Origin of the sequence: Chroogloeocystis siderophila 5.2 s.c.1 (assembly GCF_001904655.1) — a bacterium.
GTDB classification, from domain to species: domain Bacteria; phylum Cyanobacteriota; class Cyanobacteriia; order Cyanobacteriales; family Chroococcidiopsidaceae; genus Chroogloeocystis; species Chroogloeocystis siderophila.
Genome location: NZ_MRCC01000004.1, coordinates 213,525 through 236,410, shown reverse-complemented (window position 1 = coordinate 236,410; position 22,886 = coordinate 213,525). Strand labels below are relative to the sequence as shown.

General features: G+C 44.4%; 22 protein-coding genes. 11 read left to right on the top strand and 11 right to left on the bottom strand.

The window, feature by feature from the left end:
- Positions 1-21: 21 nt before the first annotated feature.
- A complete protein-coding gene (locus NIES1031_RS06070; protein WP_073548589.1) occupies positions 22-1,617 on the bottom strand; it encodes a S8 family serine peptidase in 1,596 nt (531 codons plus the stop codon).
- Between the two features lie 243 nt (positions 1,618-1,860).
- Between NIES1031_RS06070 and rpe the strand changes: the two genes are divergently transcribed.
- A complete protein-coding gene (gene rpe / locus NIES1031_RS06065) occupies positions 1,861-2,565 on the top strand; it encodes a ribulose-phosphate 3-epimerase (protein WP_073548588.1) in 705 nt (234 codons plus the stop codon).
- A gap of 96 nt (positions 2,566-2,661) precedes the next feature.
- On the opposite strand, the gene NIES1031_RS06060 is transcribed toward rpe, so the two are convergent.
- The 4 genes from NIES1031_RS06060 to NIES1031_RS06045 form a co-directional block, all read right to left on the bottom strand.
- On the bottom strand, positions 2,662-3,183 hold the full coding sequence (locus NIES1031_RS06060) for a hypothetical protein (RefSeq protein WP_073548587.1): 522 nt from the start codon (positions 3,181-3,183) through the stop codon (positions 2,662-2,664).
- A 96-nt stretch (positions 3,184-3,279) separates the two neighbouring features.
- Complete coding sequence (locus tag NIES1031_RS06055) at positions 3,280-3,708, bottom strand: hypothetical protein (RefSeq protein WP_073548586.1); 429 nt, start codon at positions 3,706-3,708, stop codon at positions 3,280-3,282.
- A 134-nt stretch (positions 3,709-3,842) separates the two neighbouring features.
- Positions 3,843-4,025: a CsbD family protein gene (locus NIES1031_RS06050; RefSeq protein WP_073548585.1), complete on the bottom strand. Its 183-nt coding sequence runs from the start codon at positions 4,023-4,025 to the stop codon at positions 3,843-3,845.
- Between the two features lie 257 nt (positions 4,026-4,282).
- On the bottom strand, positions 4,283-4,744 hold the full coding sequence (locus NIES1031_RS06045; protein ID WP_073548677.1) for a hypothetical protein: 462 nt from the start codon (positions 4,742-4,744) through the stop codon (positions 4,283-4,285).
- Between the two features lie 169 nt (positions 4,745-4,913).
- Here NIES1031_RS06045 and uvrB point away from each other — a divergent pair, with 169 nt between their 5' ends.
- Both uvrB and NIES1031_RS06035 read left to right on the top strand, forming a co-directional pair.
- Complete coding sequence (gene uvrB / locus NIES1031_RS06040; RefSeq protein ID WP_073548584.1) at positions 4,914-6,911, top strand: excinuclease ABC subunit UvrB; 1,998 nt, start codon at positions 4,914-4,916, stop codon at positions 6,909-6,911.
- 129 nt (positions 6,912-7,040) lie between these two features.
- A complete protein-coding gene (locus NIES1031_RS06035; RefSeq protein ID WP_073548583.1) occupies positions 7,041-7,499 on the top strand; it encodes an MEKHLA domain-containing protein in 459 nt (152 codons plus the stop codon).
- A 98-nt stretch (positions 7,500-7,597) separates the two neighbouring features.
- Here NIES1031_RS06035 and NIES1031_RS06030 read toward each other — a convergent pair whose 3' ends face one another.
- Positions 7,598-8,542, bottom strand: a complete 945-nt coding sequence (locus NIES1031_RS06030) for a GDP-L-fucose synthase family protein (protein WP_073548582.1) — start codon at positions 8,540-8,542, stop codon at positions 7,598-7,600.
- Between the two features lie 25 nt (positions 8,543-8,567).
- Positions 8,568-9,647 (bottom strand): GDP-mannose 4,6-dehydratase, encoded by a 1,080-nt coding sequence (gene gmd, locus NIES1031_RS06025; protein ID WP_073548581.1) that lies wholly within the window; start codon positions 9,645-9,647, stop codon positions 8,568-8,570.
- 319 nt (positions 9,648-9,966) lie between these two features.
- Here gmd and NIES1031_RS06020 point away from each other — a divergent pair, with 319 nt between their 5' ends.
- From NIES1031_RS06020 to NIES1031_RS06010, 3 genes are all read left to right on the top strand, one after another.
- Positions 9,967-13,638: a hydantoinase B/oxoprolinase family protein gene (locus NIES1031_RS06020; protein ID WP_073548580.1), complete on the top strand. Its 3,672-nt coding sequence runs from the start codon at positions 9,967-9,969 to the stop codon at positions 13,636-13,638.
- 384 nt (positions 13,639-14,022) lie between these two features.
- Entirely contained in the window at positions 14,023-14,238 is a 216-nt protein-coding gene (locus NIES1031_RS06015) for a hypervirulence associated TUDOR domain-containing protein (protein ID WP_073548579.1), read from the top strand.
- A gap of 5 nt (positions 14,239-14,243) precedes the next feature.
- The gene (locus tag NIES1031_RS06010) at positions 14,244-14,573 is read left to right on the top strand and encodes a DUF3140 domain-containing protein (RefSeq protein ID WP_073548578.1); all 330 of its coding nucleotides are present in this window, start codon (positions 14,244-14,246) and stop codon (positions 14,571-14,573) included.
- Between the two features lie 39 nt (positions 14,574-14,612).
- Here the strand turns inward: NIES1031_RS06010 and NIES1031_RS06005 are convergent, their stop codons facing one another.
- The gene (locus NIES1031_RS06005; RefSeq protein ID WP_073548577.1) at positions 14,613-14,966 is read right to left on the bottom strand and encodes a late competence development ComFB family protein; all 354 of its coding nucleotides are present in this window, start codon (positions 14,964-14,966) and stop codon (positions 14,613-14,615) included.
- Between the two features lie 693 nt (positions 14,967-15,659).
- Here NIES1031_RS06005 and NIES1031_RS06000 point away from each other — a divergent pair.
- The 4 genes from NIES1031_RS06000 to NIES1031_RS05985 all read left to right on the top strand — a co-directional run bounded on the left by NIES1031_RS06000 (position 15,660) and on the right by NIES1031_RS05985 (position 18,749).
- Complete coding sequence (locus NIES1031_RS06000) at positions 15,660-16,496, top strand: YaaW family protein (protein ID WP_073548676.1); 837 nt, start codon at positions 15,660-15,662, stop codon at positions 16,494-16,496.
- Between the two features lie 16 nt (positions 16,497-16,512).
- Positions 16,513-17,838, top strand: coding sequence for an O-antigen ligase family protein (locus NIES1031_RS05995; protein ID WP_073548576.1), 1,326 nt, complete (start codon positions 16,513-16,515; stop codon positions 17,836-17,838).
- Between the two features lie 106 nt (positions 17,839-17,944).
- Positions 17,945-18,496: a J domain-containing protein gene (locus tag NIES1031_RS05990; RefSeq protein WP_073548675.1), complete on the top strand. Its 552-nt coding sequence runs from the start codon at positions 17,945-17,947 to the stop codon at positions 18,494-18,496.
- Positions 18,477-18,749, top strand: a complete 273-nt coding sequence (locus NIES1031_RS05985; protein ID WP_073548575.1) for a DUF3143 domain-containing protein — start codon at positions 18,477-18,479, stop codon at positions 18,747-18,749. Before NIES1031_RS05990 ends, NIES1031_RS05985 begins: the two co-directional genes overlap by 20 nt.
- Before the next feature lie 120 nt (positions 18,750-18,869).
- On the opposite strand, the gene NIES1031_RS05980 is transcribed toward NIES1031_RS05985, so the two are convergent.
- The 3 genes from NIES1031_RS05980 to lysA form a co-directional block, all read right to left on the bottom strand.
- A complete protein-coding gene (locus tag NIES1031_RS05980; RefSeq protein WP_073548574.1) occupies positions 18,870-19,619 on the bottom strand; it encodes an undecaprenyl pyrophosphate synthase in 750 nt (249 codons plus the stop codon).
- On the bottom strand, positions 19,616-20,542 hold the full coding sequence (gene cdaA, locus NIES1031_RS05975) for a diadenylate cyclase CdaA (protein ID WP_073548573.1): 927 nt from the start codon (positions 20,540-20,542) through the stop codon (positions 19,616-19,618). Before cdaA ends, NIES1031_RS05980 begins: the two co-directional genes overlap by 4 nt.
- A 227-nt stretch (positions 20,543-20,769) precedes the next feature.
- Positions 20,770-22,164, bottom strand: a complete 1,395-nt coding sequence (gene lysA, locus NIES1031_RS05970; RefSeq protein WP_073548572.1) for a diaminopimelate decarboxylase — start codon at positions 22,162-22,164, stop codon at positions 20,770-20,772.
- 63 nt (positions 22,165-22,227) lie between these two features.
- Between lysA and rimI the strand changes: the two genes are divergently transcribed.
- Positions 22,228-22,812: a ribosomal protein S18-alanine N-acetyltransferase gene (gene rimI, locus NIES1031_RS05965; protein WP_073548571.1), complete on the top strand. Its 585-nt coding sequence runs from the start codon at positions 22,228-22,230 to the stop codon at positions 22,810-22,812.
- The last annotated feature ends 74 nt before the right edge of the window (positions 22,813-22,886 follow it).

Below are 22,886 nucleotides of genomic sequence, written 5' to 3'. Positions count from 1 at the left end.
TGCAACAACAGTTGTAGAAGGTCAATTTCTCGCAGGTACAGTCCACCACGCTAGCGCATAAGGTTGAACGGCGTGATTTACTTTTTGCTGAAACTGAACGCGGACTTTGTATTTACCAGTGTTGGGAACTCGACAAAAAATGTGTTCGACGCTATCGACTTCGCTTGTGGAAGTGCAAGTTGTATCAACAATTGCGCCGGAATCAGCATTAAGCAAGTAAAGGTCAAGGTTATTTAAACCGCGATCGCGAAAAGTTTCTCCTACGTCAAATCTACCGTTTCTGTTCGTATCGTTCAACTCTACCAGGCGATTCCAATTTAACGTAACCGATACAAAACTGCCTTGCTGCAATGGTTGCGCTAATACGTAATCGTGATGCGCACTATCGTTGACCGTCCGATAATCCCAACCAATCGCGGGGACAGGTCTTGCGGGGTGCCATTGACCTGCACTAAATTGCTGATAAGCGCGATAGGCATTAAGTTGACCTGTTCCCATCTGTGCTTGTAGGGGAATTTTCGGATTGCGGTAAGCGTCTGAATTTAACCAGTGCTGGTTTTGTTTATCCAAAATGGTTTTGCTCATTCCTAGCAGTAATCCATTGCCTGGATCTCGGTATTTATCCGCCGAATTGAGCATTACGGCTTTCATGACTTCCTGACGGCGCGCATCTAAACTCCAGTTACGCTGACGCGAACTCAGTTGCTTGTCGCCGTATTCTTGTAGTAACGCAACCGTTGCGGTAACATGAGGTGCGGCAAAACTTGTCCCAGTGACTTGCGTCGTTTTACCATCTGGATTGAGCAACGTAATTTTATTTCCAGGAGCGACTAAACTGATCGCCCGCCGTGGACCTAAGTTGACTTCTCGACCGTTGAGTCTACCGCCAACGCCACCAGAAATCGCATCGCTTAAATTAGAAACATCCAGCCGCGTGAAGATTCCTTGCCTGCGAGTGGTAAACGCAACGTTAATACCATTAAAGTTGTCCGTAGGGATGGGTATTCCGCCTTTACCTTGATTACCTGCGATCGCATACACCACATTGTGAACGCGGGCAGACCAATCGATGCATTGCGTCAGTAAGGCTTGACCATCTAAAAGCGCATTCGGTCGCGGATCGCGATCAAGCGTTTCGCCGAAGCTAAAGTTGATCGCGCGGACATCACCGCCGTTTTGTTGCGCAATGTGTTGTGCAGATAAACACTCTTCTGGCTGACCACCTGTTCTCAGCGAACCAACCGCAGTCGAATAAAGTCGCGCGCCTGGTGCGACACCTCGTACGGCTTTATCAGTACTAATCATTACACTCGCAACGTTTTGCGCGTGCGGGTCAATATTTGTATTAGGTTTTGCTGGCTGGTTGCGCAAAAAGACACCTGCTAAACTCATGCGTTGATTGCGCACTACAGCTTTATCTAAGCCAAATTGTCCAGGACGTCCAATTTCTACTTGACCAATACCTATTTTGCGACCAATTAGGTTGTAAGGCGCACCGTGTAACCGCAATGCATTAATTCCTGCTTCTCCTACTGAAGTTGTTTCTAACGCGAGAACAGGAAGACTGATACAGGAAGCGCTTAGTCCTCCTACTAGCCAGACAAGTTTTCTTACCATTGATTTCTAAATTCACTCAGTTTTGGGCAAAAAATTATAATTAACTAGTGCTAATTCGTTGATAAGATCTTGCTCCTCACTTCTTTATTTTGTAGCGAGTCTTCTAAGCCGTTGCATAAATTGATAAGAAATTTTGTTTGATTAGAGGCGCAATATTGCTATAAGAAGTTTTGGCGATCGCACGTTTAATACTAAAGATTTTGTTAAAATGCATACAATCGAGGAAGCAGGAGAACGAGTAGCATGACCCAAGCCAGCAAAAAGCCTATTGTAGTTGCTCCATCTATACTATCAGCAGATTTTTCGCGTCTAGGTGACGAAATTCGAGCAGTGGATGCAGCAGGAGCCGACTGGATTCATGTTGATGTGATGGATGGGCGGTTTGTTCCCAACATCACGATTGGTCCATTAATCGTTGAAGCTATTCGTCCTGTTACTCAAAAGCCGCTGGATGTCCACTTGATGATTGTGGAACCAGAAAAATATGTCGAAGATTTTGCAAAGGCTGGAGCCGACCACATTTACGTTCATGCTGAACACAATGCTTCACCGCACTTGCACCGCACGCTTGGTCAAATTAGAGAGTTGGGCAAAAAAGCTGGTGTTGTTTTAAATCCTAGTTCTCCGCTAGAGTTAATCGAATACGTGCTAGAGCTTTGTGACATGATTTTGATCATGAGTGTCAACCCTGGCTTTGGCGGTCAAAGTTTTATTCCTGCTGTATTACCCAAAATTCGCAAACTGCGTCAAATGCTTGACGATCGCGGTCTCGATCCTTGGATTGAAGTTGATGGCGGTTTAAAAGCAAATAATACTTGGCAAGTGATTGAAGCGGGTGCAAATGCGATCGTTGCTGGGTCTGCGGTATTTAATGCCAAAGATTATGCTGAAGCGATCAAGGGTATTCGCAACAGTAAGCGTCCGACTCCAGAATTAGCAACAGTTTAAAAGTTTGGTAGTTTCATGAAAAAGAGAGCAGACCATCGCGATCTACTCTCTTTTTTAGTTTAAGCAATGAGTAAGGTAAGCCTTACCCCTATGAGATTATTTGCGCTGACTACCTAACCATTTAGCCGCAGCAATTCCGAGAACCGCAGCAACTAAAGGATTGCTGAGGAACTTGATGATTCCTGGCTGCTCCGCCATGACTTCTTGGAAGATATCAGGATGATTGTGATAGACAAAAGTAGCAAGTTTGCTAACATCATCTGCACTCATCTTGTTTGGATGATGAGTTGATAAAGCTAGCTGTTGTTCAAGCTGGCGATCGCTCAGTCCTCTTTCTTTGAGGTGCTTGAAGAACGCGCGGGCGACGTCATCTCTCTCATTGGGCTTGATTTGCGCGATCGCTTTTTGCAATTCTGGCTCCATTTGGCTGGGAGGAATGCGATCGGGGTGCAAAGAGCGTCCAAATAACTGACGGCGTTCTGCGTGGGATGAGCGTTGCGCAAAATCATCAAAATTTTCGTATTGGCGCTCGTTGGTGGATACTTCATCCATTGTTTCGGAATCACCTTGCGCCAAGTCGTTCATAATCTGGCGTTTGTATTGCTCACTGTTATACATTTTTCCTCTCCTTGCTTGAATTGCCTTGTCGCGCACTGCGCTTTTAATTTTCCCTCAGCTAATTGCTCAAGCTAAGGTTGAATTATTTACCACATTTTATTGATACTTGATCTGATTCGATTGAGTGTCGTACTGAGCAGTCAGAATCAGTTTTTTATCAGGAGCGTACATCAAAACTGTTAAATCTTGATTGGGGAAAGTTTTATGGAAGCCTTGGAGTAATGATTTTGCTAAAGGTCTTACCTCGTTAGGGCGAACTTGTGGCGTAATCACAACACCCAACTTGTTTTGGTCGCGGACATATGCGTCTTGAACTAAGCCTCTACCTGTCTGAACTACCCAGTTACCAAAGTCTTGTCCGGCGGAGGTATTGCCACGCTCTAGTAATGCGTAGTTTCCAGTTGTGTCTGCGGCTGGTGGTAAAGTTGTTGGCGCTTTGGCATTAACCGCACTGCTACAAGCAACAGACATCGTAAGAACTAACACTAGGGTCAGCGCCGTCAGAACTTTACGAAATCTCTGCATAAAATTCACTTTAATTTTCCTCCCATTACTTACAGAATTACAAAGCTAATTGCTGATTTGAGTTAAACTTTATGAGACTTTATAAATTACTAAGGTCTAGTTCTCCTAGACCTTTTAAGTTAATTAATTAGCAATTAGTCAAGCTTCTCTTTTACATTATCTTTTACGTCTTCTACACCGTGACGTACTTCACTTTCTGCTTGCTTTGCTTTGCCTTCTGCCTTATCTTCGGGATCTCCTGTAAGGTTTCCCCAAGCTTCTTGAGCTTTACCTTCGATATTTTTACCTGTAGCTTTAGCTCTATCTTCTAAACTCATTTTTTTCTCCTTGTTCCTAAACAAACTTTATCGCGCTATCTAGCAACCTTGAAGTTTGTTTGTGCTTACGTTTACAACTTATCCGAAATACGACAATGCAGGCTTCTGTCAGAAGACATATTAAGATTATCAATATAAAGAGTGAGAAAAGTAGAAGTTTGTTGACTACTATGCCTAAATGAAGAGAATCATACTTACACAAAAAAACTGGCATTTCTACAATACCAGTCACCAAGAAGTGGCTATTAATTTTTAACCTAATCTATGTAACCCATAAGATCGTCGTATTTTTCTAGGATATTTGCAGCGATTGGGCGAATTCCCGATGTAGCAATGGTTTTGGAAACCTTTATATCACTCGAGGTAATAGGACGAATGCCCAGTAAGTCTATAGTGTTAGAAACTTGCAAATTGCTCGACCCAATCGGGCGTACTCCGGCTAAATCAATTGTATCCGAAACTTGTAGATCGCTTGAGACAATCGGGCGCACTCCTGCTAGATTAATTGTATCAGAAATTTGCAAATCGCTTGAGACAATTGGACGCATCCCCAGTAGATTGACTGTGTCGCGAATTTCAAATGTGCTATGTCCGATCGGGCGATCACCTGGTAGCGAGCTTGATGGAACGTTATTATTTTTGATTTGTGTAGATAATTCTGAACTAGAATTTGCGTTGCGCAGTGTTTCGTTTACCTTAGCAGTGCTACTTGCAACCATAGTTTTATCCTTCTTGATATCAAGTTTTTTTTTAATAATTAGAAAAATTGTTTTTGCGATTGATTTTGAGTGTACTGGAAAAAGCATTATTTAGGTCTAAATAAGTTCACATGGTATGCATAAATAAAACTAAATATGTAAAGATAAGTAAAGGGATTCATAAAACTGTATGACAGAATTTTGTCTCCAAGCACCGTTTCAACCGACTGGCGATCAACCCCACGCGATCGCTCAACTGACTCGACACGTCAAACAGGGAAATCAGTACCAAACCTTACTCGGCGCGACGGGAACCGGAAAGACATTTACCGTTGCGGCGGTGATTGAAAAAATTGGGAAACCAACACTGGTGCTAGCGCACAATAAAACGCTCGCCGCGCAACTATGCAACGAGTTACGCGAGTTCTTCCCGAACAATGCGGTGGAGTATTTTGTCAGCTACTACGATTACTATCAGCCCGAAGCGTATATTCCAGTCACCGATACCTATATTGAAAAGAGCGCTTCAATTAACGATGAAATCGATATGTTGCGACACTCCGCAACGCGATCGCTATTTGAACGCCGCGATGCGATCGTTGTTGCTTCGATTAGCTGTATTTATGGTTTAGGGATTCCCTCAGAGTATCTCAAAGCCGCAATTCCCTTGAAAATGGGAATGGAAGTCGATCAAAGACAGATTCTGCGTGATTTGGCTACCGTTCAATATAGCCGCAACGATGTCGAAATAGGGCGAGGGCGTTTTCGGGTACGCGGTGATGTGTTAGAAATTGGTCCTGCTTACGAAGATCGGATTATTCGCGTTGAATTCTTTGGCGATGAAATTGATGCGATTCGCTACGTCGATCCGGTAACGGGTGAAATTATTCAAAGCTTGTCTGCGGTTAATATCTACCCAGCGCGTCACTTTGTCACACCAGAAGAACGCTTAGAAGCGGCGTGCGATGCGATTGAAGCTGAACTTAAGCAACGCAAAGCCGAATTAGAGCAAGCAAGTAAACTCTTAGAAGCCCAGCGCTTGGATCAGCGAACGCGGTATGACTTGGAAATGTTACGCGAAGTCGGTTACTGCAACGGCGTCGAAAACTATTCGCGCCACTTAGCGGGGCGTCAACCAGGCGAACCGCCAGAGTGTTTGATCGACTACTTCCCTGACGACTGGTTACTTGTCGTCGATGAATCGCACGTCACCGTTCCACAAATTCGCGGGATGTACAATGGCGACCAAGCGCGGAAGCGAGTCTTAATTGAGCATGGATTTCGCTTACCCAGCGCCGCCGATAACCGCCCGTTAAAGGCTGACGAGTTTTGGTCGAAGGTTAATCAGTGTATTTTTGTATCAGCAACGCCAGGCGATTGGGAGATAGAACTTTCAGAAGGTCGAGTTGTTGAACAAGTGATTCGTCCTACTGGTGTTGTCGATCCGGAAATCTTTGTACGTCCTACCGAAGGGCAAATTGACGATCTTTTAGGAGAAGTGAAAGAACGCGTTGAGCGCCGCGAACGAGTTTTAGTGACAACTTTGACAAAGCGCATGGCGGAAGATTTAACAGAATATTTGCAAGATCAGGGAATCCGCGTGCGGTATCTGCATTCCGAAATTAACTCGATTGAGCGAATTGAGATTTTGCAAGAGTTGCGCCAAGGCAATTTTGATGTTTTAGTCGGGGTGAACTTGCTGCGGGAGGGCTTGGATTTACCAGAAGTTTCGTTAGTGGCAATTTTGGATGCGGACAAAGAAGGGTTCTTACGTGCAGAGCGATCGCTGATTCAAACAATTGGTAGGGCGGCGCGTCACGTTCGCGGACAAGCAATTCTATATGCAGATAATCTGACGGATAGCATGATCAAAGCGATCTCAGAAACCGAGCGACGCCGCGCAATTCAGCTAGAATACAACGAAAAACACGGTATTACACCGCAACCAATCGTTAAGCGTACAAATAATGCAATTTTGTCGTTTTTAGAAGTGTCGCGGCGGTTGAATTCGCAACAACTCGAAGAAGCTTACGAACAAGCGGATGATTTACCGTTAACTGATATTCCTGAGTTGATTACGCAGTTAGAAGCCCAGATGAAGGAAGCCGCGAAGAATTTGGAGTTTGAGGAAGCGGCGAAGTATCGCGATCGCATTAAGCACCTGCGCGATAAGTTATTGGGACATTGAGGGATATGCAGGGGTTTGGCATTGCTAAACCCTTACTTATGGTGGGATTGCGTTACCGATCGCTGACGGTGGGATGGCATTCCCGATCACGTACAGTATGGTTGATGGTTGACACATTGTGGATTGTCTATGTTTGTTTGGCAGCAGCAGGAAGTTATCTGTCAAAGTCAGCGCTTAATGTACAGTTTTGAGTACTGGACGGGGAATGCCTTACTCGATATCACGGGAACACCAGCGGAAATTGCCCAAGCTTTGTTTACTGCACCGTTTGTTGTCGTTTCGCATGGTACACAAGCCGATCCAATTTTCAACTATGGTAATCAGCAAGCATTAACACTGTGGGAGTTTTCTTGGGAAGAATTTACGACATTGCCTTCGCGCAAATCGGCTGAGGAGATAGTACAACAAGAACGCGATCGCCTACTTGTAGAAACAACTCATAAAGGCTATTGTCACTATTCTGCTACCCGCATCTCAAAAACTGGTCAGCGGTTTTATATCGAAGATGGGATTATCTGGAATGTCGTCGATGATGAAAATCGAAAATGGGGTCAAGCTGCGGTTTTTTCTGAATATAAATTTATCTAATTTGCCCTGTCGCTAATCTACATCAATAGAGGCGAAGGTGAGGTCATTATATGATTTTAAAGGTACTCTCCCTGACCTCTCACCTCTGACCCCTTACTTTAGCTAGCGTGTTGCCGATACCAATCAATCGTGTTTTTGAGTCCTTTTTTAAAATCAACTTGAGCCGTGAAGCCGAATTTTTGCTTGGCTCGTTCTGTATCTAAACAACGACGCGGTTGACCGTTGGGTTTATCGGTTTCGTAAACAATTTTGCCGTCAAACTCCATCAGTTCGCAAATCAAAGTAATCAAGTCACGGATGGAGATCTCATAGCCGGTACCTAAGTTAACAGGTTCAGGCTCATTGTAAGCGACAGTTCCCATAACGATGCCCCGTGCTGCATCTTGGGAATAGAGAAACTCGCGCGTAGGACTACCGTCACCCCACACGCGAATTTCTTTGTCACCTTTTTGTTGAGCTTCGTAAACCTTACGAATTAGTGCAGGAATCACATGAGAACTTTTAGGATTAAAGTTATCTTCTGGACCGTACAAGTTTACTGGCAGTAAGTAAATACCATTAAAGTCGTATTGTTGCCTGTAGGCTTGAAGTTGAACTAAAAGCGCTTTTTTTGCTACACCATAGGGCGCATTTGTTTCTTCTGGATAGCCATTCCAAAGGTCGTCTTCTTTGAAGGGTACTGGTGTAAATTTAGGATAAGCACAGATTGTGCCGACACAAACGAATTTTTCTACGCCAGCTTGATACGCAGCGTGAATTAACTGCGCGCCCATCATTAAATTATCATAAAAAAGTTCTGCTGGTTTGACTTGATTTAAACCAATGCCACCAACATGTGCTGCGAGGTGAATGACGATATCTTGCTGATCGACTGCGCGTTGGCAATTTTCTAAAGTGCGTAAGTCACATTCTTGCGATCGCGTTACTGTAATTTTTTGCGGTTCGGCTCCTGCACAATGCAATTGCTCAATGACTTGACGACCCAAGAACCCAGCCCCACCCGTGACAAGAATGCGTTTGTCTTTTAAATCTAAGGCTGTCATTTTTTTAATTCCTTGTCCGTTTTGCCTAAAAGTGTAGACTACCCAACTCTTGACGAATCGTAGCTAAATCCTGAACAACTTGCGCACCATTACCATTAGGCGACTCTTGACCTAATGCTTTTAAATCAGCTTCTACCATCAGTGCGACTAACTGCTCAAATGTAACGGATGGTTGCCAACCTAGTTTTTGTTTAGCTTTTGTCGGATCGCCAATCAATAACTCAACTTCTGCGGGTCGCAGATAACGATCGTCAAACTCGACATAATCTTGCCAATTGAGATTGACATAGCCAAATGCTAAATCAAGAAATTCGCGTACCGAGTGCGTTTCTCCAGTCGCAACCACATAATCGTCGGGTTCGGGCTGCTGTAGCATCAACCACATTGCGCGTACGTAGTCTTTCGCATAGCCCCAATCGCGTTTAGCATCGAGATTGCCCATGTAGATTTTCTTTTGCTTTCCTGCAACGATTCGCGCTACTGCCCGCGTAATTTTGCGCGTGACAAAGGTTTCTCCACGGCGTGGCGATTCGTGGTTAAACAAAATGCCATTACACGCGAACAAACCATAGGATTCACGGTAGTTGAGTGTTTGCCAATGTGCATAGACTTTCGCACAAGCATAGGGACTGCGCGGGTAAAATGGTGTGGTTTCTTTCTGGGGAACTTCTTGCACCAAACCAAACATTTCTGACGAACCGGCTTGGTAGAAGCGGACTTCGATTCCTGTACGCTGTTGATAATCGCGAATTGCTTCGAGCAGCCGCAGCGTACCCATCGCCACTGAGTCTACAGTATATTCAGGTGAATCAAAGCTCACGCGTACGTGTGATTGTGCGCCGAGGTTATAGATTTCGGTCGGCTGAGTTTCTTCTAGAATCCGTCGCAGCGTTGTGCCATCGGTAAGATCGCCATAGTGTAAAAGTAACTTGACTCCCTCTTTGTGTGGGTCTTCGTAGATATGATCGATCCGGTCAGTGTTGAATGTTGATGTCCGCCGGATAATGCCGTGAACTTCATATCCTTGTTCAAGTAAAAACTCACTCAGATAGGAGCCATCTTGACCTGTAATTCCTGTAATTAGCGCTCGCTTGCGTTGCGTCATACTCGATTTCTAATAACCTCTTCTGAATTGGATACTGTAAAACTGCTACAACTTAGCATAAGAATCACAGATTCACCAGAAAAAATTGGTGCTGTGGGTACGGAACGATTGTTAAATTAAACTGTACGCGAACTCGCATCTATTGCAAAGTATTAAGGAGAACTTCTGACCGCGGAAGGCGGTGAACGCTTTTCCCCGGAGTTTAACTCCGGTGTACCGTTCACTTTGCAAGATTCTTGTCGCAAATAGCTTTCTGTGCTTATTGATAACCTAAAGAATAATAACCACAGAATTTAGTCAAATTTGTGTTGAGGTTAGCATGAATGCTCGTTGGGAGTTTTGGATTGATCGGGGCGGTACATTTACTGATATTGTGGCAAAAAGTCCCGCAGGCGAGTTGGTAGTACACAAGCTGTTGTCAGAAAATCCCGATCGCTACACTGATGCTCCTGTACAGGGTATTCGAGATATTTTAGGAATTGCACCTGATGCACCAATACCAGCCGAGCAAATCGCTGTGGTGAAGATGGGGACAACTGTTGCGACGAATGCACTGCTCGAACGTAAAGGCGATCGCACAGTTTTAGTCATTACAAAAGGATTCGGCGATGCTTTGCGGATTGGCTATCAAAACCGCCCAGATATTTTTGCGCGACAAATTGTCTTACCAGAAATGCTCTACGAGCGCGTCATTGAAGTCGCAGAACGCTACACCGCTCAAGGCGAAGAACTGATTAAGCTCGATCTTGATACTCTACGCAGTGAATTACACGCAGCTTATAAGGATGGTATCCGTGCGTGTGCGATCGTGTTAATGCACGGTTATCGCTTTCCGGCGCATGAGCAGGAGATTGCCACTTTAGCAAGGACTATTGGCTACACTCAAGTATCAGTATCGCACGAAGTTAGCCCGTTAATGAAATTAATTAGTCGAGGCGATACGACAGTTGTTGATGCTTACTTATCTCCGATCCTCCGCAGGTATGTCGATCAGGTGTCGAGTCAGCTATCAAGCTCAAATCCCTCTTTAATGTTTATGCAATCTAACGGTGGGCTGGCGGAGGCTCAGACTTTTCAAGGAAAAGACAGCATTTTATCAGGACCTGCGGGCGGAATTGTGGGGGCGGTACAAACAAGTTTGATGGCTGGTTTTCATAAAATTATCAGCTTTGACATGGGTGGAACGTCTACGGATGTCGCGCATTACAACGGCGAGTACGAACGGACTTTTGAAACCGAAGTGGCTGGAGTGCGTTTGCGTACCCCGATGATGGCAATTCATACAGTAGCGGCTGGCGGTGGTTCAATTTTGCAGTTTGATGGCGCGCGGTATCGTGTTGGTCCAGAATCGGCGGGGGCGAATCCAGGTCCTGCGGCGTATGCTAAAGGTGGTCCGTTGACTGTTACTGACTGCAATGTGATGGTGGGGAAGTTACAACCAAAGTTTTTTCCGAAAGTATTTGGTGTCAATGGAGATTTGCCGTTGGATGTGGAAACTGTGCGGCAAAAGTTTGCTGAATTGACAAGAGAAATTGGAGATAGTCGCACACCGGAACAAGTTGCGTCGGGTTTTTTGGCGATCGCTGTCGAAAAGATGGCAAATGCGATTAAAAAGATTTCGTTGCAGCGCGGGTATGATGTGTCTGAATATACTTTATGCTGTTTTGGTGGTGCGGGTGGACAACACGCTTGTTTAATTGCGGATGCGTTGGGGATGAAGCAGGTGTTTATTCATCCGTATGCTGGGGTATTGTCTGCTTATGGTATGGGGTTGGCAGATGTGCGGGTGATTCGCGAACGGGCGGTGGAGGAGGTTTTATCTGAGGAGTTGGATTTAAGGGGATTGTTGTTGGTTTTGGAGAGTGAGGGGAGGGGGGAATTAAACCATACCAACGAAGCACTAGCGAAGCGAAGCCGGAGGCGTCAGCCGCAGGCGTTAGACACGAAAGACGCAAAGGAAAGAGGTGTTGAGGTTTTATCTAAGGTGCATTTGCGGTACGAGGGGACGGATGCAGCTTTGATGGTGGGTTTTGATGATGTGGAGGTGATGCGACGGGAGTTTGAGGATTTACATCGTCAGCGTTATGGGTTTATTGTGCCGGAGAAGCGCTTGATTGTTGAAGCAGTTTCGGTTGAGGTGGTGGGTAAGCATGATGTGCCTGTGGAGGAGGTAGTTTTACGTAGAGAAAATAAAAAAGCTGTGTCTGTTGCTACGGTACAGATGTATACAAGGGACGCTTGGTATGCTACGCCTGTGTATCAACGCGAGGATTTGCAGCCGGAAGAGTTGATTTCAGGTCCAGCAATGATTGTGGAAGCAACGGGGACGAATATTATTGAACCAGGATGGAATGCGCAGCTGAGCGATCGCAACCATTTAATTTTGCAGCGCACACAGCCGAGAACATCACTAACCACTAGCCACCAGTCACTAGCCGCTAGTGCTTCTCCCGATCCTGTCATGTTGGAAATTTTTAATAATTTGTTTCGGGCGATCGCTGAACAAATGGGAATCACGCTCCAAAATACGAGTTCTTCGGTCAATATCAAGGAAAGGCTGGATTTTTCTTGTGCGATTTTTGATGGTGATGGGCAGTTGGTTGCTAATGCACCTCACATTCCGGTTCACTTGGGTTCGATGAGTGAAAGCGTGCAAGCACTGATTGGCAATCGCGGAAATACGCTCAAGCCTGGAGATGTTTTTGCATCGAATAATCCCTACAACGGTGGAACTCACCTTCCCGATATCACTGTCATTACTCCGGTATTTCCAGTACACTCACAACCCACCACCAGCCACTCCCCACTTTTCTACGTCGCCTCGCGCGGACATCATGCTGATATTGGTGGAATGACTCCTGGTTCTATGCCGCCAAATAGTACCACAGTGGCAGAAGAGGGTGTTTTGCTCGATAATTTTCAGCTAATTGTTGATGGTCAATTTAGAGAAAAAGAGCTATTGTCACTTTTAGAAGGCGGACGTTATCCAGTACGGAATTCTACACAAAATATTGCTGATTTAAAAGCGCAAATTGCTGCTAACGAACGCGGTGTTCAGGAACTACAAAAAATGGTAGAATACTATCACTTGGATACTGTACAAGCTTATATGAAGTTTGTCCAGGATAACGCTGAAGAGTCGGTGCGGCGTGTTATCAATGTTTTGCAAGATGGCGAGTTTACTTGTTATTTAGATAACGGTAGTGCGATTAAAGTTACTATTTCTATTGATAAATCTACTCGCAGTGCTTGCATTGATTTTACAGGAACTTCACCGCAACTCGAAAGTAATTTTAATGCTCCATCTGCTATATGTAAAGCAGCAGTTTTATACGTTTTTCGTACTTTAGTAAATGATGATATTCCACTAAACGCAGGGTGTTTGAAACCTCTAAAAATTATTATTCCTGAAGGTTGTTTACTTAATCCGCGTTATCCAGCTGCTGTTGTTGCAGGAAATGTCGAAACTTCTCAAGCGATTACAGATGCGTTGTATGGTGCTCTAGGCGTGATGGCAGCATCGCAAGGAACGATGAATAATTTTACCTTTGGAAGCGATCGCTATCAATATTACGAAACAATCTGCGGTGGTTCGGGCGCAGGTAAAGACTTTGATGGTACTGATGCTGTCCACACGCACATGACAAATTCTCGCCTCACCGATCCTGAAGTTTTAGAATGGCGGTTTCCTGTTCTGTTAGAAAGCTTTAGCATTCGTCCTCATAGTGGCGGTCAAGGACTTCATCAAGGTGGTAACGGCGTTATCCGTCGCATCCAATTTTGCGAACCAATGACAGCAGCAATCCTTTCAGGGCGTCGTGTTGTTCCTCCATTTGGTTTACACGGCGGAGAAAATGGCACAGTAGGCAAAAATTCTGTCGAACGCAGTGATGGAACAATTGAACAATTGGGAAGTACTGCAATGGTAGAAATGCGACCAGGAGATGTATTTGTGATTGAAACTCCTGGCGGAGGTGGATTTGGTGAATAATATCGTTTCACCTTAATTTTGATTCAAATCAGCAGCTTCAGAAGCAGACGAGGAATTATTTGTAGCCCTCATACCACCAGCTTTCTCCAAATTAATTTCCTTAACTGCAATGGCAAGCAGGAATCACAGACACCCTCCGACTACCTTCAGCGCTATCCAAGCAAAGTATACTTTCGTACACTAAAACAAGATTTTTATGGGTAAGTTTACGGTAGTGAACTTTCTTTTAATTATTTATCTCGCAAATAAATTCGCGATTCTCTTCACGCAGGAGGTTTATTTCTTAATGTAGTTACTGCCTTCTCTGTCATTAGGTTGATGGCTAGCCTTGGCACTCTTAACATAATTTAAAATTAGGCAGAAATTACCAACAGGAGCATTATCTTGGCTAAAGAATTCAAAAAAGGTGACAAAGTAGAGTGGAAAACTTCACAGGGTAAAACGACTGGTAAAGTCAAACAAAAAGTTACTTCACCAACTGATATTAAAGGACATCATGTTGCTGCGTCAGAAGATAACGCTCAATACCTTGTAGAAAGTGACAAATCAGGTAAAGAAGCTGCCCATAAACCTGACGCATTAGAAAAGATCGAGGAATAGTTTCTATGAGCAAGAATGATAAATCAGTTATCGAGGAGTTTTTTGATGTTATTAACATGACACCAAAAGAAATTGATTCTTGGTTGGATACCGAAGAGTCGCAATCGGTAGGGCAAAAAGACGGCAATGATGAATCAATTGGTCATAAATCTGGGAAACGCATTGTTGAACTTTTACAAAAGGAGAAAAGTGATTATACCGATGACGACTTAGCGCACATGAAAAAGGTCATCAGTTATGTCCATCGTCATACAGCACAAAAGCCATCAAGCGATATAGAAAACTCGCGATGGCGATACTCTTTAAAAAACTGGGGACACGATCCCTTGAAATGACATTAATATTTTGGTAAATAGCCGCCCAGCCAGTCTACACTAACCAAACCAATGCGACGGTTCAACACTACATTGCGTGGCTTCAGGAAGGTGGCGATTTACCCAGTCAGATTTTTCTTGCAAAATCGCGTAAATCCCTTGGTGAATCAAGTTTTCTAATTGGATTTGTTGCTGGGCACTTGGTAACTGATAATTGAGTAGTATTGCTTTTCGTTCGTTGTCTACAACACTATAAACGCAAGGAATTCGATTAAGAACATAGGCAATTAATTCTTGTCTTAAATCTGGAATTGCAAAGGCTTTTTGGTAAGGATGACACGGATACGTATCTAAAACGTTTTCGATTTCCGAGATAACTGCTTGTTGTGTTAAATTGACTACTGTCTTAAACATCTTTAAGTTTCACCTCCAATTGAATTGATGCTATGTGCAGATTACAGATTCGTAACTTTGCGTAACTGACACTCCTCTGGAGGCTAGCGCTGAGGCTTAGCGTATTAGATAGCATTTTCGTCTAAAGAAATCGACGATCGCCGCTATGACTTGTCAACAAACATTTTTGTAAAAAACAATACTATTGTCTTGGAAATTTTGCTCAACGGGTGAACTCCCGCACGTAAGTTTTCGCTTGGATAAAACCTAATGCACCACTATCTTAATATATAAACTATATTAGTTTTGAGTGATGTCATTGCAGCACAAATCTATACAAAACAAAATACTTTACTCAAAAGGATCAAGATAACTGCTGAATAATAAAAGTAGAGAATGCCAGATAAACAATATAGTAAACAGCTATTCTTTGCCAAATGAGCTAATTTTTGCAAAGACATCAAAATTAAATCAAAGTTAGTCTGAAAACTTGATTGGTAATTAAGAATACCTTTAGTAAAACGAAAAATATTGACTCAGTAAGTATTTAAGATATAGATATATTACCTTAGAGTGTAGCTAAAATAACATGAACAAAATACATGCTTAGCTTTCATTTATCTCGATAAGTGCCTAAAAAACGACTGTGAATGAGTACTCACTAGGAAAAGCAGAGAGTAGAATAAGGTAGCAAGGGTCTTGGAGGAAGCGACGTTGGACGAGCTGAGAGCGGCGCTAGAATTAGCCACTGAAGAAGAGTTAGAGCAACTGACAAATATCTTATTTCATCGTAAATTTAATCCGCTTGATTATCTACACACTCCTGAACCAATAGAAGTGCAAAGTCGCGATCGCTCGTCATGGATAGACGCCATCGAGCAACGATTTCGCTATTTAGCTGCTGATGGCATGACTGTGTTGCAAGGGCGTACAGAACAAGTTACCTATCGGCAAACATTAATTCGAGTGTGTCGTTATTTAAAAATTCCCTTTTCGAGTAGCCTAACGACAACAGATTTAGAGGCAGAAATCTTTTTAAATCTACTAGGGCGCGCTTGGCGGCAACTACCAGCGCAAGAACAACAAAGCTTAACAAGGCGAATACAGCGATCGATCGCGCAAGCAAGTGCCACATTCCCCGCAATCGTTCACCAAAACCCAGTAGCACTACTTGTGAAAGGCGGTAGTGCTTTAGCTGTCAGTTCAGTTTTAAAACCGATCCTACTTCAGCAAATTGCCCGACAGTTTGCCGTTCATTTTGCGAGTTATCAAGTTGCCAAACAAGCCCTTGTGAAAGGTGGTACAGCCGCAGCCGCGCAATTTCAGAGTCATTTAGCACTACAAACCGCACAACGCGGTATGGCGATGAGTGCAGCGCGATACGGTGCAGTTCGCGGTGTGTTTGCCTGTGTCGCACCCGCACTATGGACGTGGTTCTTTGCTGATTTAGGATGGCGGGCGATCGCCACAAATTATGGTCGCATTATTCCCACGATCTTTGCGCTTGCTCAAATTCGCCTAACTCGCACCGAATACTGGCAGCCGGCATAAAATTGGAGATCGCCAGATGGGCAAGCACAATCAAATACTACAATCGCACCTTATTGCCCGTCTGCACCCTGCCTGGAACTTTGCTCAACTAGGATTACTGACTTTTCCTTTAGTTCCAATTTTAGGAGCTTTAGGGATATTTTTAGCATTAGCTACTACCTGGCGATACAAGTACCGCCAAATTGTCCGCGATCCACTGAATCGGGGGCTGGCTGTTTTAGCGATTTGGCTCGTGATGACAGCGATTTTTGCTGACGATCGCCTAGCTGCAACGTTAGGTTTATTCAACTTCTTACCATTTTTTCTCTTATTTGCTGCCTTCAGTACGCTGATTCAAACACCAACTCAGTTGCGGCAATTATCCCAAATCTTGGTAATCCCCTCTATTCCTGTCATCATTCTTGGCTTCGGGCAATTATTACTTAATTGGGCAACAACAGCAGCGTTTTCAGGTTTTCTCGGTTGGACACTCATTGCGCAAGGCAATCCTCCTGGGCGTATGGCTGCTGTTTTCATGTACGCCAATATTCTTGCTGGATATTTGGTGATTACTTTTATTCTGGCTTTAGGGTTATTTCTCGCGCGTGTTCAAAGATCTGACTTGCCATCAGCGAGCGCAACGAATATGCTCTTATTCATGGCAGTGATGGGAAATTTTGTTGCTTTAATCTTGACAAATTCACGCAATGCTTGGGTGATCGCCTGCTTGGCAATTTTTGCTTTTGCCGTTTATCAAGGTTGGCGATGGTTAGTCGCGAGTGTGAGTGCGATCGCGGGCGCAATTTTACTCGCTGCTTTTGCTCCCGCACCATTGAGTCATCTACTCCGAACAGTTGTACCGCAATTTTTCTGGGCAAGATTAACCGATCAACTCTATCCTAATCGACCAATTCCTTTTTTACGTACGACTCAATGGCAGTTTGCCTTATCTTTAACGCAACAACGTCCCCTTATTGGCTGGGGATTGCGTAATTTTACACCGCTGTATGAAAATCAAATGCACGTTTGGCTAGGTCATCCGCATAACTTTTTCTTGATGTTCGCAGCCGAAACAGGAATTGTAGGTATTGCCTTTTTAAGTATTTGGGTTGGTTGGATTTTGATTCGATGTATTCAACTATTACACAACTGGCAATTTCCCAATTTAGATGAAGCACAAACCACTCAAAATCAAATAATTTTCTTTAGTTATCTTGTCGCTTTTTTTGCTTGTGTGTTGTTCAATACCGTAGACGTCACAATTTTTGATTTACGCCTTAATACCTTAGTTTGGATACTACTCGCTGCAATTTATGGTGTTGCCAATTCACGCAGATCTCAGCCATTTCTGCAAAATAGATAATCATCCATACTTACCTACAGCAGCGTGGAAGTAGATCTCGTTTTAAAATAGACAAGAAGTATTGTGAGCTATGCTGAGTTAAACTGCTGTGAGTCAAGATCAGGCAATGCCACAACAGGAGCGTGATCGCACGTTTGTCCGCTATCAAAATAGCCATTACGCACTGCTGGGACTTCACCCTTCCGCATCCGCGATCGAAATTCGCCGCGCCTATCGGGAATTGAGTAAACGCTACCATCCCGATACCACAGATTTACCCAAAGCAAATGCTACGGCAAAGTTTCAGCAACTTAATGAAGCTTATGCAACGCTCAGCAATCCAGAGCGACGCATGCAATATGATTTAAAAATTGGCTATTCGCGAATTGCGGTCATGCAAGCACCGGCTGATCTTAACCGTCCTGTTTCGCCAACTCCGACTTGGCGATCACGTTCAGCTTATCTCGATCCTACGGATCGCCCTTTATCATCAGGAGAGATTTTTGCTTTGTTTTTGTTGCTGTTGACTTTTGTCGGCTGTGTCATATTAGCAATTACAATTGCGCTCACCCGTGGAGATAGTTTTAAACCAACAACTAATCCACAACCTCCCGTTGCGGTGCAATACGTTAAATCTAACCTATCAACTCAAAATCCTTATGTCTCTCCCTTCTGCTGATACTCCTTTATATAACCACGCCTTACCGAACATTGAAGAATGGCTAAGAAGCCAAGGTTGTCAACAAGATAGCGAGCTACTGCACTGTTGGTACGTACAACGCCCTGATTGGGAAGCTGAGTTACTGCTCGATGTCGATCAATTAACCGTACGTTATACGAAAGTTGGTACGTCATCACAAGACATCCTCCGCTCGTTCAAATACTCTTTGAGCCGTGAAGATGTCGAGCAAGCAGTTTTTTCAGGACCTTGATGAAGAGGTCAGCGGTCAGGGTTCGGGGGTCCGGGGAGTGATGAGTTATAAAGATTTTTATTAACTCAATACTGTCTTTAATTCAACAATCATAACTAATCACCAGCCACTACTCACTCCTTACACTTTGCCAAATCGACGTTCGCGCTGCTGATAAGAGCATAATGCTCGGTGAAACTCCGCACGGTCAAAATCAGGCCATAGGGTTTCAGTGATATAAATTTCCGCATAAGCCATTTGCCATAGAAGAAAGTTGCTAATGCGCATTTCTCCACTCGTGCGAATTAATAAATCAGGATCGCCAATGCCAGCAGTATACAAATGCCGTTCAAATAAAGCTTCATCAATGTCATCAGGTTGTAACAATCCTTGCTGTACTTGATGCGCGATCGCGCGACACGCATCTAAAATCTCTTGTCGTCCACCGTAGTTGGTTGCTACTGTCAATTGAATTCCGCGATTATGTTGAGTTTCGGCGACAGCGCGCGCAATTTCGGTTTGTAGCGATCGCGGTAGCGCACTCAAGTTTCCCACAAACTGAATGCGGACATCTTCTTCGATCATCTCCCGCAATTCTTTGCGCAACACCCGCTCAAACAACGTCATCAAAAAGTCCACTTCCTCTAGCGGTCTTCCCCAATTTTCTGTAGAAAAAGCATAGGCTGTCAGGGCGGCCACTCCCCAGTCGCGACAACAGCGTAGTAAATCTTTTAAGACATCAACGCCCCGTTTGTGACCCATGATACGAGGTAATCCCCGATGTTTAGCCCAACGACCATTTCCATCCATAATGACTGCCACGTGCTTGGGCAGGCGTTCTCGTTTTAAATCTGGGGGCAAATCTTGTAACACAATTGGCTTTACAGTCATTTTTTGTTTCGATGAGAAGCTGATGATAGACCGAGTAAACGCGATACAAATGCCACACCTTGACTACTAAATTGGCGAACCCAACTTAGCACACTAGGGGCAACAGCTTCACGCTCCACAGGGGGAGAAAACTTAGCTTCTAATAATTCCTTCAGTTTACTGCTGGTGAGTGGTCTATTCAGCATTCCTTTTTCAGCAAAAGAAATTGAACCTGTTTCTTCTGAAACGACAACACAAATACAATTGTCTGGAACGCGTTCTGTAATTCCCATTGCTGCACGATGGCGAGTTCCTAGCTGTCGCGAAGCCGTGCGTGCCGTCAGCGGCAAAATAACCGCAGCAGCAACCAGACGCGAACCACGAATCAACGCGGCACCATCATGAAGTGGCGTTTTTGGGTGAAAGATTGTTTGAATCAGTTCCTTCGACACTTCCGCATTTAGCTGTACGCCTACTGAATTAAAATCTGCGTCATCAATCGGACCATTCGTTTCTAAAACAATCAACGCGCCAATACGGTTTTGTGAGAGTTCTTTAACTGCCTCCACAATCTCATCAATTACGCTATCTGGTTTAGCGATCGCGCGGCGCGACGGTTGCCATAAATGTCCTAATTCACCCCGCCCTAGTTGTTCCAAAAATCGCCGAAAGTCTGATTGGTAGGCAACCGCGATTGCCACCGCACAACCAACAACTAACTTTTCCAGTACAAAATTCAATAACCGTAACTCTAATCTGCCACTGACTACTGATGCCAGCATCAAGAGAATAAACCCCCGCACCATCCACAGCGTCCGGCGTTCACCAATAATCACAAGCACCACATAAGTCAACCCCAGCACCAACCCCAGATCAATAATGTGAAGCAACACCGACTGCGTCCAGCCAAGGTCGATCAGCCATTGCTTCCACAAATCTCTCATGATCGGGGTTCAGGGGTTAGGGGTTATGTCACGTCTGATTAAAGACTTATTGCTAAGGCAGCAAGAAAGCTTCGATGCAAAGGAGCAGAGGAGAAAGGTTTTTGAATTGTCTACATATATTCGGGAATGAGAACTACTGAGAATATTGGGGATTTGGCAAGAAAAAACAGGAGGGATGTAGAAGAAGCTATTCTATCTTCCTCGATTTCTGCACTAAATTTCCTGCGTTATACCTCATTTGATAATCTTGCAGGAAGACAGTCTTGCCGTATTAGGTCTTGATAAGTTTCGCGCCGCAGAATTAAGTTAGCTTCTCCATCTTTAACGATGACTGCTGCTGGTCGCGCCAAGCGGTTATAGTTCGATGCCATACTGTAGTTATACGCCCCTGTTGCCAAAACCACGAGAATATCTCCTGGTTGAGATGGCGGTAAAGTTGCCTCTTTAATTAGAATATCGCCGGACTCGCAGTGTTTGCCTGCGATTGTGACTGTTTGCGTCGCGGGTGCAGACATCTTATTAGCGACGACGGCGCGATAAACTGACTGGTAAGTAATCGGACGCGGATTATCTGACATTCCACCATCTACAGCAACGTAGGTACGAATTCCAGGAATCGTTTTTGATGCTCCTACGGTGTAGGCAGTAACACACGCTGCACCAATGAGCGATCGCCCTGGTTCGCAAAGTAACTTTGGTAATGCTAACTGTTGCGCCGCACAAGCGTCTTTGATCGCTTCGCACACACCTTTAACCCACGCTTCAATACTCGGAGGATCGTCCGCTTCGGTATAGCGAATTCCTAATCCGCCACCGACGTTTAATTCTTGAATCTGCAAACCATAACCGCTTGCTTTATCCAACCACTGCACCATGACTCCTGCTAGATCTTGATGTGGCTGCTGCTCGAAAATCTGCGAACCAATATGCGCGTGTAAACCTACACAATTCAACGCCGAATGCTGACTAACAAACGCAAAAACTTCATCTAACTGATTGGGATCAAAGCCAAACTTACTATCTAAATGCCCTGTGCGAATATATTCATGCGTGTGACATTCAATTCCTGGTGTCAGCCGCAACATGATTCGAATCGGATTATCGATACTCGATGACCAATTACCTAGAGTTCGCAACTCGTACCAATTATCAACAACAACTGTGCAACCTGAATCAATTGCTAATTTGAGTTCTTCTAAGGATTTGTTATTGCCGTGGAGATAAAGTTTATCGGGACTGACGCCTGCTTGCAACGCAGTATAAAGTTCGCCACCTGAGACAACATCGATGCCCAAACCTTCTTGATGTGCGATCGCGCATACCGCAAGACAACTCCAAGCTTTTGATGCATAAAGTACCTGCGACTCTCCTGGATAATACTTTTGAAAAGCCTCGCGATACTGGCGACAAGCGGTACGTAACGTGTCTTCATCCAAAATATAAAGCGGTGAACCAAATTGCTGTACCAGCGTTGTGACATCACACCCGCCAATTTCGAGGCAATCACTGTTGTTGATTCGCGCACTCAGCGGTAAAAGTTGTTGGTTAGAGGAGACTGCGCCAGTTGAATTCGCAAGATACTGACGACCAGATTGCACCCCCGCAGGATGAGTCGATACCATAGTTGTGGATGTTTCCCTTTTGACAGGCGTAAGTAGGTTTCGTTTCCCAGTGTACAAATTGCTGTGACTTTATTAGAACTTAAATTTCTCGCACCTGAGCATCTCAACGCAGCGCTAGAGTTAGACCAAGCGTGCTTTGGGGGTCTTTGGACGTTAGAAGCTTACCAACGCGAGTTAGATAGTCCTAACAGCGATTTAATCGGTTTAATCAATCCGTTTGAACCCCATTCATTATTAGGGATGGGTTGTGTTTGGGCAATTCTTGAGGAAGCTCATATTACCATTTTGGCGGTGCATCCGCAATACCAGCGCCAAGGTTTTGGTCAAGCGCTACTTTATGGACTCTTGTCAGTAGCCGAAGAACGCGGCTTAGAACGCGCTACTTTAGAAGTCAGGGTTTCTAACGATGCGGCGATCGCGCTGTATCAAAAGTTCGGGTTCAAAACTGCTGGACGCCGCAAACGCTACTACAAAGATATTGGAGAAGATGCCTTAGTTCTTTGGCATGGGGGTTTAGCGCAACCCGACTTTTCCCAAATTTTAGCAAGTTGGGAAGATCAAATTCAAACTCGCCTCGCTCGCTGCGGTTGGAAGCTAGAAATTGCTTTGTGTGGATATTCCGCCAATTCGCCCTTGACAAAAAAGTGAATTTCTGCTACAAATCTACTCTTGGGGCTTAACGATTTTAAGAATAGCAACCATTCAGAAACAAACTTTTCATG

Excerpts from the sequence above, each read along its gene's own strand:
- NIES1031_RS06070 (WP_073548589.1), bottom strand. The coding sequence starts at position 1,617 with ATGGTAAGAAAACTTGTCTGGCTAGTAGGAGGACTAAGCGCTTCCTGT.
- rpe (WP_073548588.1), top strand. The coding sequence starts at position 1,861 with ATGACCCAAGCCAGCAAAAAGCCTATTGTAGTTGCTCCATCTATACTA.
- NIES1031_RS06060 (WP_073548587.1), bottom strand. The coding sequence starts at position 3,183 with ATGTATAACAGTGAGCAATACAAACGCCAGATTATGAACGACTTGGCG.
- NIES1031_RS06055 (WP_073548586.1), bottom strand. The coding sequence starts at position 3,708 with ATGCAGAGATTTCGTAAAGTTCTGACGGCGCTGACCCTAGTGTTAGTT.
- NIES1031_RS06050 (WP_073548585.1), bottom strand. The coding sequence starts at position 4,025 with ATGAGTTTAGAAGATAGAGCTAAAGCTACAGGTAAAAATATCGAAGGT.
- NIES1031_RS06045 (WP_073548677.1), bottom strand. The coding sequence starts at position 4,744 with ATGGTTGCAAGTAGCACTGCTAAGGTAAACGAAACACTGCGCAACGCA.
- uvrB (WP_073548584.1), top strand. The coding sequence starts at position 4,914 with ATGACAGAATTTTGTCTCCAAGCACCGTTTCAACCGACTGGCGATCAA.
- NIES1031_RS06035 (WP_073548583.1), top strand. The coding sequence starts at position 7,041 with ATGTTTGTTTGGCAGCAGCAGGAAGTTATCTGTCAAAGTCAGCGCTTA.
- NIES1031_RS06030 (WP_073548582.1), bottom strand. The coding sequence starts at position 8,542 with ATGACAGCCTTAGATTTAAAAGACAAACGCATTCTTGTCACGGGTGGG.
- gmd (WP_073548581.1), bottom strand. The coding sequence starts at position 9,647 with ATGACGCAACGCAAGCGAGCGCTAATTACAGGAATTACAGGTCAAGAT.
- NIES1031_RS06020 (WP_073548580.1), top strand. The coding sequence starts at position 9,967 with ATGAATGCTCGTTGGGAGTTTTGGATTGATCGGGGCGGTACATTTACT.
- NIES1031_RS06010 (WP_073548578.1), top strand. The coding sequence starts at position 14,244 with ATGAGCAAGAATGATAAATCAGTTATCGAGGAGTTTTTTGATGTTATT.
- NIES1031_RS06005 (WP_073548577.1), bottom strand. The coding sequence starts at position 14,966 with ATGTTTAAGACAGTAGTCAATTTAACACAACAAGCAGTTATCTCGGAA.
- NIES1031_RS05995 (WP_073548576.1), top strand. The coding sequence starts at position 16,513 with ATGGGCAAGCACAATCAAATACTACAATCGCACCTTATTGCCCGTCTG.
- NIES1031_RS05990 (WP_073548675.1), top strand. The coding sequence starts at position 17,945 with ATGCCACAACAGGAGCGTGATCGCACGTTTGTCCGCTATCAAAATAGC.
- NIES1031_RS05985 (WP_073548575.1), top strand. The coding sequence starts at position 18,477 with ATGTCTCTCCCTTCTGCTGATACTCCTTTATATAACCACGCCTTACCG.
- NIES1031_RS05980 (WP_073548574.1), bottom strand. The coding sequence starts at position 19,619 with ATGACTGTAAAGCCAATTGTGTTACAAGATTTGCCCCCAGATTTAAAA.
- cdaA (WP_073548573.1), bottom strand. The coding sequence starts at position 20,542 with ATGAGAGATTTGTGGAAGCAATGGCTGATCGACCTTGGCTGGACGCAG.
- lysA (WP_073548572.1), bottom strand. The coding sequence starts at position 22,164 with ATGGTATCGACTCATCCTGCGGGGGTGCAATCTGGTCGTCAGTATCTT.